The organism is Armatimonadota bacterium (assembly GCA_020354555.1).
In the GTDB taxonomy this organism is placed as follows: Bacteria; Armatimonadota; Hebobacteria.
The window spans coordinates 2,124,447-2,139,005 of the sequence record CP070648.1; the positions used below are offsets into that span (position 1 = coordinate 2,124,447).

Consider the following 14,559-nt stretch of genomic DNA (forward strand, 5'->3'; position numbering starts at 1 on the left):
ACAGCGCCACTCCGCCCGCCTTCTCCTCGATCCGCTGGTACGTCCAGTTCGGAAAATCCGCGGTGAGGTAGTTGTTCTGCATGATCTCCGGGTGGCACGCGAAATTGACGAGGGTCGCAATGACCTTGCCGTCCTCGCCGACCGCCTGGAGCGCCCCAAGTTCGGTGTCGAGGATCCCGGGGATCCTCGAGTTCTTCGAGACGCCGGGCAAATCGCCCGCGGCGCACTTCAACGACGCCGGCGCCAGGTTGTCGGCGGCGTCCTCGATCACCTGGGCGACCGTTTTGATGAGCGACTCGACGTACGCCTGATCTACTCCCGACTCGCCTTCCGTCGGACCCCACAGGCCGATGACATCGGGACCGGAGTGGTTGTGGGTCGCCGCCACCAGGATGGCGTCATCCGGCACCGCCTCCACCATCTCCCGCACGCGCTTGAGGTAGAGGTTGGGGAAGCCGAGCAGGTCCACCGACGCAATCGCGAGCATCTGATGGCCGCTCTTCAGCACCATCGCCCGTGCCCATAGGTCATCGTGCACCGCCTCGCTGCGGCGATTGCCCTCATACCCGGCGATCCACACCTGGCCTTCCGGGGTGATCTTCGCTTTCGCGGCGCCGGCCGAAATCGCGGCCTCGACCTGGCTTGCGCACAAGCCCATCACTCCGAGGAGCAGCGCTGTCATCGAGGCACGGACAGCGGGTGACGGACGTCTCTTCGCGCACATAGCCAGGCCTCCTTTGCGAACGCACAACGGATCCGGTGTGGTATTCGGCGAGGCGGTAATGCCACCTCTACCGAGGTTCGTGCATTAGGGGAGGGACGCAAGGGATGGCTGCGTTCCTCCCGAACGGACCTTGTCCGGAAGAGTCTGCGGCCATTACCGGTGTTCCGGTAATGCCCGAGACTCTATAGGGCTGGAGGACCACGGTACGCGGTCGGCCAATAGTCGCGGCACGAGCCAACTGGAAAGTGCGATGGAGCGGCGGTCTCGCCACGGCGGCACCTCAGCCGGCGGCGGCGAGTTTGCCGATGAGGACGTCGGGGAGGCCGTCGCGGTTGGCGGCGGTGACAGCGACGACCTCGACATCCGGGCGTTGCGTGATGGACTCGACGAAGGGATGCGGTTTGCCCATGGCAGTCGCCAGGACGCGCAGCGGGCCGTCCACGGCCGCCACGACCGCGTCGCGGAATTCGGCGCAGAAAAGCTCCATCTTGCCAATCTCGTCCATGACCAGGATCCCCCCAGGCAGTCCCTCACGCAGCGCGCGCCGTATCTCCTCGACCGCGACACTCTCGATCGCTTCGACATCGACGCGATACTTCGAGACCGAGGGTCCGCCCTTGAGGCCCACGTGAGCCATGACCGCGCGCTTCCCCGCCAGCGATTCGATGTCGAACCCCTGTCGCGATCCACGCTCGCGGATTTCGCCGGTCCAGAAACCGAAGACCTCGACGCCGGCGGCCCGCAAGCGCTCCAGCGTCCGGCGCACCACTGTCGTCTTGCCGCATCCCGGCGCGCCGACGATGACGATATGGCGCTTCATAACCGCTTACCCTCCGGCACACGATTTCGCCGCAGGACTGCGGGCACCTATCGAGGCCGCCGACAGCAGGAGGGGAAACCGCGGTTCTGTAGAACACTCGATGCGAAGGACTCAGGACTGTCCATGAGCGAGAGCAAGACGAGGATCGGCGTCATTGGTACCGGCGGCATCTCGTCCTCCCACGTGCGCCCCTACGCGGGGGATGAACGCGTCAGCCTGGTCGGCATGGCGGACGTGGACATGGAGCGGGCGGAGCGGGCAGCAGCGGAGTTCGGCGGGCGTGCGTACGATGACCATGCCGAGATGCTCGACGCCGAGCACCCCGAAGCAGTGAGCATCTGCACCCCACCGGTCGCGCACAAGGCGCCCGCGCTGGAGTGCATCAAGCGCGGCATCCACGTGTTGTGCGAGAAGCCCCTGGCGTACAGCGCGGACGAAGCCCGCGAGATGGTTGAGGCGGCGCGAGGGCGCGGGGTCATGCTGATGACGGCATTCTGCCATCGTTTTCACGAGCCGGTGATGCGGGCCCGGGCCCTCATCGCGCAAGGCCGTCTCGGGCGCATTCTCATGTATCGCAACCGGTTTGGTGGAAGAATACCAATGGAGGGCCGATGGTTCGGGCAAAAGGCGACGGCGGGGGGCGGCGCGCTGCTCGACACGTCCATCCACAGCGCCGATCTCTTCCGCTTTCTCGTCGGTGAAGCCGGCGAGGTGCGCGCAGTGATGGACACCATGGGCCAGGGTGTGGACGTGGAGGACTCGGCAGCGATGCTCCTGAGGTCCCGCGACGGGGCGATCGGAGTCATAGAGGCGAGCTGGTGCACGCCCTACGGCGTAAATGACATCGAGATCTACGGCGAAACTGGCGCGGCCATCGTCGATTACGACCGCAACGTGCTGCGCTACCGTGTTGACGGTATGAAGACGTGGCGGACGGTCAAGCCCAAGGGCGCGGACCGGTTCTCCCTTGAGGTGCGGCACTTCGTGGATTGTGTGCGGGGCGAACGTCAGCCCGAGGTGACCGGCGAGGACGGCCTGAAGGCCCAACTCATCATCGAGGCTGCGTACCGCTCGGCTGCAGAAGGTATCTGCGTCAAGTTGTGAATCGAGTAGCCTGAACCGACGATGTTGGCGCAATCATGTCAGATGCCGACGGCGCTGGGGCTTGCAGTAGCTCCGTTCGCGGGCTGCCAACTCGTGTCGCGTTCATTCCCCGTATCTGTGACATTCCCCGACACTTCAGGGTCACCGCGCGGCGCCACCGGCGGCCGCGCTGCGAATCCCCGTGGGATCAGGAGGTAGAAGAGGCAATGGCGTTCTGCCCGGGCTGCGGGTACGAATTCCGGGAGGGCCTCACGCGATGCCCTGACTGCGACATGGATCTCGTCGCTGACCTGGCAGAGGTGGACGCCGTGAGAGCCCGACGCTTGCGGGGAGGCAAGACGGTCGGCATCCTAACCTCCACTCGCGCGTCCATCGAGGCCCTGGCCGAAATGCTGGACGAGGAGGGCATCCCGTACTTGGTCAAGGCCGCGGACTCCCCCGCCGCCGAGCAGGCCACGGCGCCGGATAGTCCGGCATCGGTCGAACTCCACGTGTTGGAGCAGCACGTCGAGGAACACCGCGAGTTGCTCCAGGAACTCATCGCCGAAGTCGACAAGCGGGACGAGTAGCCGCCTGACCGAGCAGCGCCTCAGCGCTCCAGTACGGTCAACACGTACAGCATCTGCAGGCGGGCACGGTCCAGGTCTGCGGGGTCGGCGCTCTCCGCAATCGCGCGTGGATAGGTCGGCCCGATCAGGGACAGCGCGTCCGCGACCGACCTGTCGAGCAATTCCTGCGCGCCTGTCAGCTTCGCAGGATCCGCACCGGCCACGCCGAGCCGTTCAATGGCCTGTCGCAGCATCCACAGGTAGGCGTAGTCCTGCCGCCCCTCGTAGTAGGCCTCCCACCGGCGGCAGGTTATGGGGCCTTCGCGCCCGGGGTAGATCGTGCTGTACGTCGCCCCTTCCTTCAGGTCCGGCCCGTGGACTCCCCAGACGTCCTCCCCCCACCACATGTGGGCGAAGTGCCCCCAGCCGCGCGCGCCGTGATGAAACGCCTCCCACGGGAGCAGCCGGTAGTAGGCAAGCGGTGACAGCGTTTTCGAGTACCCGGAGCAGACGTAGCACCAGATTTCCTCGCCGGTAGCGCGAATGTAGGCCATCGCCTCGGGGTCGCGCATCGTCGTGCGGTGGGGCACCCAGATGTCCACGCCGTCGTCTATCGCGCGCAGTTTCTCGACGTCGCGGAAGTTGGCGGTGCACACGACGTGAACGTTCGGATCCACCTCCTGCTTGAAGAACCTGCCGAGCGCGACGTGCTGCTCGTAGCGCTTGCCGCCTGACGGCTCGTCCCACAGCTGAAATGCGAAGTCGTCGTAACCCAGCCCGAGGGACTTGAGGTGTGCGATCCACTCGGTCATCCAGGTACGGAAGGCCTTTTTGTAGGCGTCGCTCATGAACTCGACGCCGACGGACTCCATGCGTGCCGTGAAGTACTCGCCCGCGCTGTAGGCGCCGACGACCAGGCCATGGGGCGAATACGCGCGGACGTACTCGTCATGCTTCGTCCAGTCCGGCGGCTCGACCATGTTGCCCTCTACGTCGAACCTCGGCAAGACGAACGTCGGCGGCACGAAGAACACGTTGACGCCGTGCGCGACGGCGTCGTCGAGATACGGCAGCGGATCGGGCGTCGCCCAACTGATGCCGAGGATCGCGCCCCAGGTGCAAATGCGTACCGGCGGTTCTACGAGTTCGACAGGCGCGATCATTACCGGTATCTTCACTTCCCTAGCCGGGAACCGATACAGCGGCTCGATGCGGATCGCGGCCTCATGGGTGCCCGGCTCGAGTCCCTTCGTCTCAACAATCAGGAATAGCTGCGTCGTCTCGCTGGGCGCGATCCTGATGATGGACGCGCCGTTGATGCGCGGCAGCGGGTCGGCGACGACCTCATCCGTATTGACGTGCCGGCGGATGAAGACCGGCACGTGCACCGATACGGACGGCTGTGTCGCCTGCGCCCCGCCGAACCCGACAGGCACGACCCGCGCGTGAATCATCTCCGACGAGATGTTGCGCAGATCTAACGCGACGTACTTGCGTTCACCGCGCGCGCACTTCAACTCGGCGAGGCTGAGGTTTGCCGCTTCGGGGACGGCGTGCGGGTCGAGATCGAGCCACGGGTCGGCTTTCCAGATCAGGAATCCTTGCTCATCGGCCGCGCGATAGTACTCGCGCAGCGGCGCGTACTCGGTGCGCTCTTGCCACGGGCGCCCCGGCTCAGCCGGGAGTGGCTCGCGGTACGAGTTGCTGATCAATCGCAGCAGGGCCAGCTCATGGTCGAGGCGGTTGGTCAGCTCGTCAATCTCACTCATCACGCCGGGTTCGCCCGCGCGCGCTGACTCCACGGCCTGTGCCAGCCGATCACGTGTCGCGCGAGCGTCGGCGAGCGCCGTTTCGAAGCGCTGCCGCGCGCCGGCGTCCATGCTTGCCCCGCCTGATGCGTCGACCACCGCCGCGATGAGGGAATCAATATCGGTCAGTTTGCCGCCGATTCGAGGTACGGATATCGGAAGCACCTGACGGAAGTACGTTCGCTCGCCTTCCGTCACCGTGCAGACCAGCGCCAGGTCGCCCTCCCGCTTGATCTCATACGGGACGATGACTCGGGCGCCCACGCCCGGCGCGGCGCTGACCGCCCGCACCTCCTCATGCGCCCCTTCCGGCCCGTGGACTGCGATCGTCACGCTGGCGGCGACGTCCCTGGACAGCTGGTTCCGGATCGCGACGTCAAGCCTGCGCTTGGAGGCGAGCGGGTTGCCCCAGGACTCGACCGTGATGCGCGGGGCCGACTCGGCGAGCGCCAGTGTCCCGAAATATGCGGGGTCAGGGAAGCGCTCCGGCACGGGGCAGTATGAACTCAGCTCGCTGTGCGGCTGCTCCTCGCGGGCCAAGTTGAAGCGCCACTGCTGGCCCGGCTCCGGCTGTACGCCGAGGGCCGTCCACGGGATGGACACCTCCATCTCCCACCGGTCATCGCTCCACACCGTCTGTAGTTCCCACGCCGGGTTCCACTCCGTGTCGGCGTCACTGCCGGGACGGTTGACAGCGTCGTAGCGCATCAGGCCGGCGGTTGCTATGAGGTGATAGAATGTGCCATCGTCCGGCGGCTGGAGCAGTATCTCGACGCAATCGTCGCGCCACTCGGCCTCGTCACGCTCGATGCTTCTCGTGACCAGCCGGTCCATGTGCTCTTCGTAGCACTTGAAGCCGAGGTAGAGGTTCTCCTCATCCCACAACAATAGCGCGCGGGTCTGCTGGCGAGCGAACCTGGTCTCGCCGAGCAGGATGAACTGATGCGCGACCGCCGCCTCTCGCCAGCATGCATCATCCACTACTCCGTCTATCTCCGGCGGCGATGCTGCCATCGGTACACTGAGCAACGCGCGCGCCGACGGCAGGAAGTAGGCCGATGCGGGCCCGGCTGCACAGACGGCCGCCAAGATCAACGCGACAGCCATGATTGGTCGCACTCGGCGGTTGTCATTTCCCATTGCTTTCCTCTCTGTGAGCGCTTCACCGCGCAGCGGCGGTGCGCGCATCGTTTCATCCGGCGAGCGCCGATACCACTGTGTCCAGCTTCCGCAGTTCGTCCGGCCGGTCGAGCACCTCGCCCTTCTCGCGGGCGAAGATGCGCGCTTTGTGCACAACCTCCGCGCCGTAGCACGTCAACCATGCCGCGATCGCTTCCTCGTGCGGCTCAAACCCGGAGTCGGCCGCGACGCTGATCACCGCCGCCCGCTTGCCGGCGAGGATGCTGAGATCCGTGTACCACCCGTGGGAGCGATCCATGAAATCCTTGAGAACCCCCGGCGGGCTCAGCCAGTACACCGGGGAGCCGATGATTATCGTTTCCGCGTCGAAGAGATACGCCATGATCTCGTTCAGATCATCGCCCTCCAACGCGCAGCGCCCGAGCGTCATGCATTGACGGCAGCCAATGCAGTGACCGAGGGCGAAGTCAGCGACGCGGATGAAGTTCACGTCCTTACCGGACTTCTGCGCCACTGCGTCCACGGCGCGCTGCACGACGATGTCGGTGTTCCCGCCTTCGCGCGGGCTGCCGGACAGACCGAGAATGGGTGCTCCCATGATTGTGCCTCCACGCGCTGTCGTTCGCGCGGCGGTTTGCCTAAGACGGTATGAGATAGCCTGGCAGGTCGAGATGCTGCACCGCCAGTGGCGCGGGCGTCTGCGTGATGCCGAAATGAGCGCGATATGCCTGCACCATTGCTTCGAAGTTGGCCGGTCGAATCCCCTCGTGGATGCAGTTGCTGCTCATCAGGATGTGCCCGCCATTGCCCCAGCCGGCCTCGATGCACTCGGTGGTAGCCCGTTCCACTTCCTGCGGCGAGGCGCTCGTCAGCAGCCAGCGGATGTCCATGTTGCCGATGAATGTCATGCGGTCGCCGTACGCCTGTTTGAGGCGGCGCAGGTCCATGCCCGCAGCGGCGTCTATCTCCTCGAACCCGTCAACGCCGGACTCGATCAGCAACGCGTCGAGCATTGACCACAGATCGCCGTCGGACGCGGTGGTGCACCACACCCCCAAGGAACGGCACAGCTCCGCTTGCTCGCGGATGCGCGGCAGCACGAACTCGCGATAATGCGCGGGCGAGATGAGCGGGCCGCCGTCAGCCGCGAGATCGCCGCCCAGGCCGATGATGTCCGCGCCCAACTCGACGTACCTAGGGATGAGCACCAGCCCGCGCTGCGCGCAGCGTTCGTAGTAGCGATGAAGCAGTTCCGGGCGCTCGTGGAACCACGTGAACATGTACCTCGGCATCGCGCACACCGGCATGGTGTAAACGGACACGAAGATCGCCGGGTCGAGGCCCCGCTCGCGCATGATCTCTCGCGCGCGCTTGAAGACGTAGAAGTGATCGTCGCTGGGCAGCGCAGGCGGCGGCTCGTCCTGCTCCAGGGAGCGGATCATCGCCTGCTCTTCCTCTTCGGGCGACGAACGCGCGTCATGCACCGGGCGCCGTTCCACCCACGGGCTGCCGGGGATGAAGCGGACCATGGTGTCCCCCTCGCGCCATGTGAATTCGCCGAGCTGCTTCGGCCGCGTGAAATCCGGCCCGAGATTCGTCGCCAGGCGCACGAGGTCCATGTCCAGCCGTTCGACGGTATCAGCAATCTCGACGGCCTCGGCTTCGACCAACGCGTCCCAGTCGCCGGCCTCCATCGCGCGCATGCGATGCACGAAGTTGTGCGCGACGCTCGCGCGACCGAGGATGAGGTCCGCGATGGGGCTCTTGATGAGCTTCTCGAAGAACGGCGTGCGGTCGGGTTCGCGGTGCTCGAAGGCGGCCTGTACGCGTGCGCGGGCTGTCATGTCAGTCGCTCTCGGAGATGACGGTCTCGTTCTCGACTATGTAGATCTTGCCGCGGGTCTTCACCACGGGCTCCCCGAACCCGTGGAACACGCGCAGTCTCCGCGATTCCTCGATGCTGCGGCCGTCGAGCGCGCGGACTGCGAACAGAGCCGGACGGTCATACTCGATGTCCTGCCATGAGAGTGCGTGAAATGCGCGGAACTGCGGGCCCCAGATCGAGAATCCATACGGCGGTAGCAGCGCTTCCCCGCCGGGCGTGGCTGCCGCGTAGTCCTCTCTGCCGAGGTTGACGATCACCTCGACCCGGTCGCCGAACACGGTTCGCTGCACTGCGCCGTCGGGCGTCAGGAACTCGTGTTCCGTCATCGGCAGCGCCGCCGTCATCTCGTTCAACGGCGACATCACTTCGTAGGTGTTCTTGATGAACGTGTCGGTGAGGCAGAGGCCGTGAGCCCATCCGCCGTCGGAACGCGCGAGGCACAGCAGGTCGGGCTGCACGGTCTCCTGCGGTTCGAGGGCAATCTCTGCATCACGCCCAGCGCCGCTGACGCGAACTCGGCCGATGGTGCAGCGGCGCGTGCCGTCGTCGGCGTCGGCGAGCAGCGCCCGTCCACCACCTCCCGGCTCAACCAGGCCGATGCGGATGTCGAAGCGTCCTTCGAGGCCCTCAGGCGCTTCGACTTCATGCGGCCCGATGACGATCCGGCTGCCCGCGCGCCACGCAGTGGTGGGCGGCTCCGGCTCGTGGTCATCCTGGAACGCAATCTCGCCGTCGGCGCGCGTGAAGTGCACGAAGACGCGCCAGTCGTCCGCGAGGTCTTCATCCACCGTCCAGCGATAGGATATGGCGAAGGTGCGCGGGCCGGTCTGCTCGAGGTGCGCGACCGCGGCGTGCACGCGGATCGGGGCGGCGCGTTCCTCGCTCCAGTAGAGATGCGGCCCGAAGCCGTACAGCGGCATGCGACCCAGGCCGATATGGCGTACGATGTAGTCCGGGCGGTTGGGATACGCGCGATCGCCTTGATGCGTGTACAGCGCGATGCAGTCGCGGTAGACCAATTCGAACAGGGGAATCGCGCGGCCATACGGGGGGATATCGCGCTCGGACAGCATGCCCTCGAAGTAGGACGCGTGCGGCACCGCCCACTCCACGCCGTCTTCCGAGCCATGTACCCCAAACAGGCTGGCCGAGAACTCGGACAAAGCGGCCTTGTAATCCATATCGTCCCAGCGCGTGAGCGGATGAGCCGGATCGAAGCACTCGTACAGCGAGGCCGCGAACGTGGTGTCAATGAAGTATGCCGTGGGGTCGAACAGCTCCTTGACCCGCGGCAGGTTGTGCTGCGGGCGTGCCGCAAGCTCGAGGCCCTGCTTGGAGCAGATGAGCCAGGCCTGTCCGCCCGCCCAGTTGCCGCCCGCAAGCAGCCTGCCGTCGTTCCGTTTCATGATCGCGTCTTCGGACCACGACGGCGCGTCGCGGTACATATCCTGGTAGTTGTCGTGGAGGCCGAACAGATACCCGAGCTTGCGGATACGCGCGGAGGCGTCCGCCAGGCCGTCGTTGCCGCCGCACTCAGGCGCCGCCGGCAAGATGTCGGGGTGTTGATTGTCATACCCGCGGTGAATCCAGCCGGCGAGGACGAAGAGCGCCTTCTCGATACCGAGGTCGTGCCGCAGGTGTTCGGCGACCTGCGCCGCCTCGTCAAACGTATAGCCGATGCTTACGGTTTCCTCGGCATCCGGCTCGCCGCGGAAATACCGCGATGATCTCACCGCGCGGCTGAGGACGAACGGCTTGATATCGGGCGCGCCGAACAGCTTGTCCAGTTGAAGCGTCGGCCAGCGCTTCGCCTTCTCGGTCCACGTGACGAGCAATCCCTTGTCGCGCGCGACGTCGCGGTAAGCCTTGGCGATCTCGACATATCCGCCGTGCGGGATGAGCGTGATGCGCACCGCTGACTCCGGGCTGTGGACACGCAGCGACGGCGCAACGGCCTGGCTGCCCGGCGCCAGCGAATCCCTGCCGATCACGCTCTTGACGAAGGCTGTTGCATACGGATCGTGCCAACTAATCAGCGCCGCCGACCCGCCGTTGACGACGCCCAGCATCTCCATCACGCAGCCGCGCCAGCGGAACGTGTCGAAGCGGTCGAGGTATGCCTCGCCGCTGTCCGCCGACAGCATCAGGCCGACGCCGTTGGGAACTACGACACACCCCTGCGCGGCGTCCGTCGTCCACAGGGCGTCGGACAGGAGATCGATGTGCGTGACCTCCGCGCCATCGCCGACGGCCGCCCATGAGAACTCGACGCTTCTCCCGTCCGGCACGAGTTGCACCGTGACCATCAGCCGCCACGCCGCACCTGCATCCGGCGCGGCATACTCGATGATCAGGCGACGCTCCTCCGTCGTCACCCGCTCAGGTTTTGTGAGACGCAGATGCTTCGCCTTGCCCGAGGGCAGCCGCAGCGCGACGCTGGCGAATCCGTCGGCGAACGGCGACGAGTGCCAGCACGCGCCCGACTGCTTGTCGAGCAGGCGATAGCAGCCGTTGTCCGCGCTGACGGTGAACGCGATGTGTTTGCTTTCGATGGTCTGCGCCGAGGTCAGCCGGGCGTCGAGCAATGCCAGACGTCGGTGGATCTCGTCTGCGGCCAGGGGCTCCGGCTTGGTCACGGGCGGCGCGTCGGCATCAAGTTCGATCTCCCCCCAGTACGTCTCGCACTTCCGCTCGCTAGTCGCGGGGTCCCAGAGCCCGACGTGGACTGCATAGATTCCTTCGGGCGCCTCGGCGGGCACGGCGACGGAGTACGGCCCGTCCTCGATGAGCCGCCCCGCCTCCCAGGCGCTGCTTGGAACGAGAGGGGAATGGTCATGCTGGAAGACGATCTCAGCGCAGTCCCGGCGTGGGTATTCGAAGTGAGCGAACACGAGGTAATCGACATCGGCGGGCACGCCGTCGTTGCGCCAGGCGTAGGTGATGCCGAGCCGCCCTCCGGGCTTGACGCGGTCCGAGACCAAACGCACGTCAACGAGAGCTGGAGTGAAGCCCGACGCGCCCGCGGCCTCGGCAGCCGCCGGAGCCACGCGGGCGACGCAGTTGAACGCAGCAACCAGGACCGCGCAGAGCAGCGCGGGCAGACGTGACTCGGGCTTTGGATAGGTCATCCGCAGTCCCCTGTACGCAGTGGTCGTGGACAAAAGCGGGCACGGCAAGCGCTTGCGGCAGCCGCGACCGACCCGGCCAATCCGGCTTGTGCCTTCGGTCGCGAGCCCACGCGGATTTCCGACGGCGAGCTACCGTCGCACGCAAGATATGGATTGCTGGGCCATGCGCCGCCACTGCGGCTGCCAACCGGTCCGCGGGCCCGTAAGTGTGAGTCGCCTAGACTAGTGAGAATGCGTGTGCTCTTGCGGCATCCCGCCGCCGCCGCGCTCGCCGAGATGGCCTTTGCCCGGAGGAGCTTCGCCGGTTCCTTCTCCTTCAGGGACCGGGATGGTTGTCGTCAGCTCGACGTTCATTGAGTCCGTCTCGGGGTCGTAGGTCCCGACGGCCGCCGGCTTCCGGCCGGCGGCCAAGCTGGGGTCGTCGACGACGTAGGCCTCGACGGTCAGCGGCTTGGGCGTCTGCGCGTACTTGCGTAATTCCTTGACCACGCGCTCCGTAACGCGCTCGACCTCTTCGTCCGTGATGCGACGCTCTTCACCGGATGCCTCGAGCACGGTCGGGTTGACGAAAACACGCAGCAGCGAGCGCGTCGGGTACTGGACATCGTACACGTGGCCCTGGAGCGATTCGATGCGCGTCAGGAGGTTGTCCACGAGTTCCTGGGCCTGCTCGCGCACCTCCGGGTCGAGGGATTCGAGGGGCGACTGCTCGGAGGTCAGGCGATCCCAATACCAGATGCCGAGGACGGCGACTGCAACGACCGCGAGGAGCACGACGAACACGCCGATGCGGCGGGGCACCGCACGGGCCGACTCCTGGGACTCCTCGACCTGCACCGGGTTCATGCGGTAGCGCCCGTAGTTGAAGCTTTCCTGCTCCTGTCGCCCGCGCTCGTCTGTTGGTCTATCGCTTGCTGGCTTGTCTGGCGGCATGGTTGGCTCCTCTTACTTGGCGGCCGCAGCGGCGCGAAGTTGACTGATGGCTTCGGCGAGACTCAGATCGGGCAGGAACACGCCCGAGCGCCCCCCGATCAGGATCTGCGCCCCTCGGCGCACCATATCCGGCGCGGTGCTCGGGCTGACATGTCCGTCCACCGCGATACGAACGTCGAGTCGTCGCTCCGCAATCATCGCGTGCAACCGATCTATCTTGGGCAGCGCCGAGGCGACGATGTCTTGGCCCGAGAATCCTGGGTTGACCGTCATCACCAGCGCCATCGAGACATCGTCGAGCACGTATTCGATGGCGCTTGGGGACGTTGCCGGGTTGAGCGCCACGGCGGCGCGCGCTCCCGCGTCCAGCGCCGTTTGCAGGCTGCGTTGGAGATGCACGGGCGCCTCGGCGTGGATGGTGATGATGTCCGCGCCCGCTTTTACGAAGTCGCCGATATAGAGGTCCGGGTTGGTAACCATGAGGTGCGCCTCGAGCGGCAATCTTGTGTTGGCGCGAATGGCTTCAACGACGAGCGGGCCGAACGTGATGTTGGGGACGAAGTGTCCGTCCATCACGTCGAGGTGGATTCCGTCGGCGCCGGCATCCTCGAGTTGCCGCAGCGACTCGGCGAGATGCCCGAAGTCCGCGCACATGATGGACGGCCAGATCTCGATAGCCATGTGTCAGCCCCTGCGCGAGATGAAGTCCTCGAGCTCCTGCCGCGTTGGCATTGACGGCTGTGCCCCGAGGCGCGTCACCGCGAGTGCCCCGGCGAAGCTCGCCCACCGCGCGGCGTCCGCAAGCGGCTTGCCTTCGGCCAAAGCGACTCCGAGCGCGGCAGTGAACGCATCACCGGCGGCCGTCGTGTCAACCACGTCAACCGCAACCGCCGGGAGATGCTCCGATTGCCCCGGCACCGCCCACGCGCATCCCTGCGCTCCTGATTTTACCACACACGCGGGCGCGCCGGCTGCGACAAGTGCCTGTGCGGCATCGAGCGCGTCCGATACTGGGCGGCCGAGCAGCACCTCGGCTTCACCGAGATTAGGTGAGAGCACGTTCGCCGCATTGCGCACGGCGTCGGGCAGCTTCGCGGCGGGGCCTGCGTCAAGTATGGACGCCACGTTCGCGGCGCTCGCCGCATCCAACGCCGCGGCCACTGTGTCCAGCGGAATCTCGAGTTGCAGCAGCAGCACGTCGGCAGACGAGACCGCGTCTTTGGCGGCGGCCACATCCTTCGCTGTCACAGCCCCGTTGGCGCCACCAGCGACGACGATGCTGTTTTCGCCGGATTCCTGAACGACGATCAGCGCCACCCCGGTCGGGTGCTCGCGGTCGGCGACCACGTCATCCACGGCGACGCCGTTATCCGCGAGCCCCTGACGCAGTCGCTCGCCGAAGTCGTCGTCGCCGACGCGCCCCACCATTCGAGCTTCCGCTCCGAGGCGCGCGGCCGCAACCGCTTGGTTGGCGCCCTTCCCACCGGGGATCGTGTGGAACTCCGTGCCCCGAACCGTTTCGCCGGGACGCGGCAAACGCTCCGCGCGCACGACCAGGTCCATATTGATGCTGCCGACCACGACCACCCGCGGCATGTGCGATCTCCGCGGTTAAGTCTTCCACCGCCGCGGCGCGAGCACCTTTCGGCGGCAGGTTCCGCGCTGCTGGAACCGAAGATATCGCCGATGCAGACCAGTCCCGACGATCACGCGATTTTGGGCATCGCGGCCGACGATCTCGCCGGCGCTGCCGACACGGCGGCGCAGGTGGCGTCGCCGGAGCGGCCGTCACTAGTTTCACTCGGGCCGCGTCCGTCGTGGCTGCCGCACAACGCTGCGGACGCCGCGGCATTCGCCATTGACGCCGACTGCCGGAACGTAACACCGAAGGACTGCGCAATCCGTATCGCGGACGCGTTCGCGCAGCTCGCGCGGATCCCTGGGTGCCGGCGCTATCTCAAACTCGACTCCACGCTGCGAGGCAATGTCGGCGCCGCGATCGAGGCGGCGACCGAGGGTGCGGAGGCGGCAATCCTCGCCCCCGCGTTCCCCGCGCGCCAGCGTACCGTTGCGGACGGCATTCTGCTCGTCAACGGCACCCCGGTGGCGGAGACCGAGGTCGGGCGAGACGGGGCGGCGCCGGTCGGCGTGTCCGAGGTAGCCGCCATTGTGCGCCGGCAGTGGCAATGCGGAGTCGCGATCTTGTCGCCGCGTACGTACGGCACGCCGGGTGCTCTCGCGGAAGCGCTGGCGCAGGCCCTAGACGAGGGAGCTGAACTGCTGATGCTGGACGCGGATTCAGCGGAGGATATGCGAGACATCGCCGCAGCGGTTCAGCACATGTCGGAGATGCCCCTACGCGTGCTGCCGGCGGGTTCAGCGGGCCTTGCCCGTGGATTCGCGGATGTGATGGGCGTGTCGCCAAGGACTCCTCCCCCATCGCCGCCTGCGCGCGCCATGCCAATGCCC

General features: G+C 66.3%; 12 protein-coding genes. 3 read left to right on the forward strand and 9 right to left on the reverse strand.

The features are described from left to right. Together JSV65_08670 and JSV65_08675 are read right to left on the reverse strand one after the other, a co-directional pair. The coding region (locus JSV65_08670) for a hypothetical protein (GenBank protein ID UCH36410.1) at positions 1-724 on the reverse strand (724 nt) is incomplete at its 3' end. Between the two features lie 280 nt (positions 725-1,004). Continuing rightward, positions 1,005-1,544 (reverse strand): AAA family ATPase, encoded by a 540-nt coding sequence (locus tag JSV65_08675; GenBank protein UCH36411.1) that lies wholly within the window; start codon positions 1,542-1,544, stop codon positions 1,005-1,007. A gap of 123 nt (positions 1,545-1,667) precedes the next feature. Between JSV65_08675 and JSV65_08680 the strand changes: the two genes are divergently transcribed. Both JSV65_08680 and JSV65_08685 read left to right on the forward strand, forming a co-directional pair. Beyond that, on the forward strand, positions 1,668-2,648 hold the full coding sequence (locus JSV65_08680; protein ID UCH36412.1) for a Gfo/Idh/MocA family oxidoreductase: 981 nt from the start codon (positions 1,668-1,670) through the stop codon (positions 2,646-2,648). Between the two features lie 206 nt (positions 2,649-2,854). After that, positions 2,855-3,217, forward strand: a complete 363-nt coding sequence (locus JSV65_08685; GenBank protein ID UCH36413.1) for a DUF2007 domain-containing protein — start codon at positions 2,855-2,857, stop codon at positions 3,215-3,217. 20 nt (positions 3,218-3,237) lie between these two features. Here JSV65_08685 and JSV65_08690 read toward each other — a convergent pair whose 3' ends face one another. The 7 genes from JSV65_08690 to rbsK all read right to left on the reverse strand — a co-directional run bounded on the left by JSV65_08690 (position 3,238) and on the right by rbsK (position 13,686). Then, positions 3,238-6,111 carry a hypothetical protein gene (locus tag JSV65_08690; protein UCH36414.1) on the reverse strand — a complete coding sequence of 958 codons (2,874 nt, stop codon included), beginning with the start codon at positions 6,109-6,111 and terminating at the stop codon, positions 3,238-3,240. 85 nt (positions 6,112-6,196) lie between these two features. Further along, the gene (locus JSV65_08695) at positions 6,197-6,742 is read right to left on the reverse strand and encodes a flavodoxin family protein (GenBank protein ID UCH36415.1); all 546 of its coding nucleotides are present in this window, start codon (positions 6,740-6,742) and stop codon (positions 6,197-6,199) included. Positions 6,743-6,782: 40 nt separating this feature from the next. Beyond that, positions 6,783-7,988: a hypothetical protein gene (locus tag JSV65_08700; GenBank protein UCH36416.1), complete on the reverse strand. Its 1,206-nt coding sequence runs from the start codon at positions 7,986-7,988 to the stop codon at positions 6,783-6,785. 1 nt (position 7,989) lies between these two features. After that, positions 7,990-11,157, reverse strand: a complete 3,168-nt coding sequence (locus JSV65_08705) for a hypothetical protein (GenBank protein ID UCH36417.1) — start codon at positions 11,155-11,157, stop codon at positions 7,990-7,992. Positions 11,158-11,379: 222 nt separating this feature from the next. Next, a complete protein-coding gene (locus JSV65_08710) occupies positions 11,380-12,090 on the reverse strand; it encodes a hypothetical protein (GenBank protein ID UCH36418.1) in 711 nt (236 codons plus the stop codon). A 12-nt stretch (positions 12,091-12,102) separates the two neighbouring features. Beyond that, positions 12,103-12,771: a ribulose-phosphate 3-epimerase gene (gene rpe, locus JSV65_08715; GenBank protein UCH36419.1), complete on the reverse strand. Its 669-nt coding sequence runs from the start codon at positions 12,769-12,771 to the stop codon at positions 12,103-12,105. A gap of 3 nt (positions 12,772-12,774) precedes the next feature. Beyond that, complete coding sequence (gene rbsK, locus JSV65_08720; GenBank protein ID UCH36420.1) at positions 12,775-13,686, reverse strand: ribokinase; 912 nt, start codon at positions 13,684-13,686, stop codon at positions 12,775-12,777. A 90-nt stretch (positions 13,687-13,776) separates the two neighbouring features. Here rbsK and JSV65_08725 point away from each other — a divergent pair. Further along, a partial coding sequence (locus JSV65_08725) for a hypothetical protein (protein ID UCH36421.1) occupies positions 13,777-14,559 on the forward strand: 783 nt, incomplete at its 3' end.

Coding starts and splice junctions, on each gene's coding strand:
- JSV65_08675 (UCH36411.1), bottom strand. CDS start 1,544: ATGAAGCGCCATATCGTCATCGTCGGCGCGCCGGGATGCGGCAAGACG.
- JSV65_08680 (UCH36412.1), top strand. CDS start 1,668: ATGAGCGAGAGCAAGACGAGGATCGGCGTCATTGGTACCGGCGGCATC.
- JSV65_08685 (UCH36413.1), top strand. CDS start 2,855: ATGGCGTTCTGCCCGGGCTGCGGGTACGAATTCCGGGAGGGCCTCACG.
- JSV65_08690 (UCH36414.1), bottom strand. CDS start 6,111: ATGGCTGTCGCGTTGATCTTGGCGGCCGTCTGTGCAGCCGGGCCCGCA.
- JSV65_08695 (UCH36415.1), bottom strand. CDS start 6,742: ATGGGAGCACCCATTCTCGGTCTGTCCGGCAGCCCGCGCGAAGGCGGG.
- JSV65_08700 (UCH36416.1), bottom strand. CDS start 7,988: ATGACAGCCCGCGCACGCGTACAGGCCGCCTTCGAGCACCGCGAACCC.
- JSV65_08705 (UCH36417.1), bottom strand. CDS start 11,157: ATGACCTATCCAAAGCCCGAGTCACGTCTGCCCGCGCTGCTCTGCGCG.
- JSV65_08710 (UCH36418.1), bottom strand. CDS start 12,090: ATGCCGCCAGACAAGCCAGCAAGCGATAGACCAACAGACGAGCGCGGG.
- rpe (UCH36419.1), bottom strand. CDS start 12,771: ATGGCTATCGAGATCTGGCCGTCCATCATGTGCGCGGACTTCGGGCAT.
- rbsK (UCH36420.1), bottom strand. CDS start 13,686: ATGCCGCGGGTGGTCGTGGTCGGCAGCATCAATATGGACCTGGTCGTG.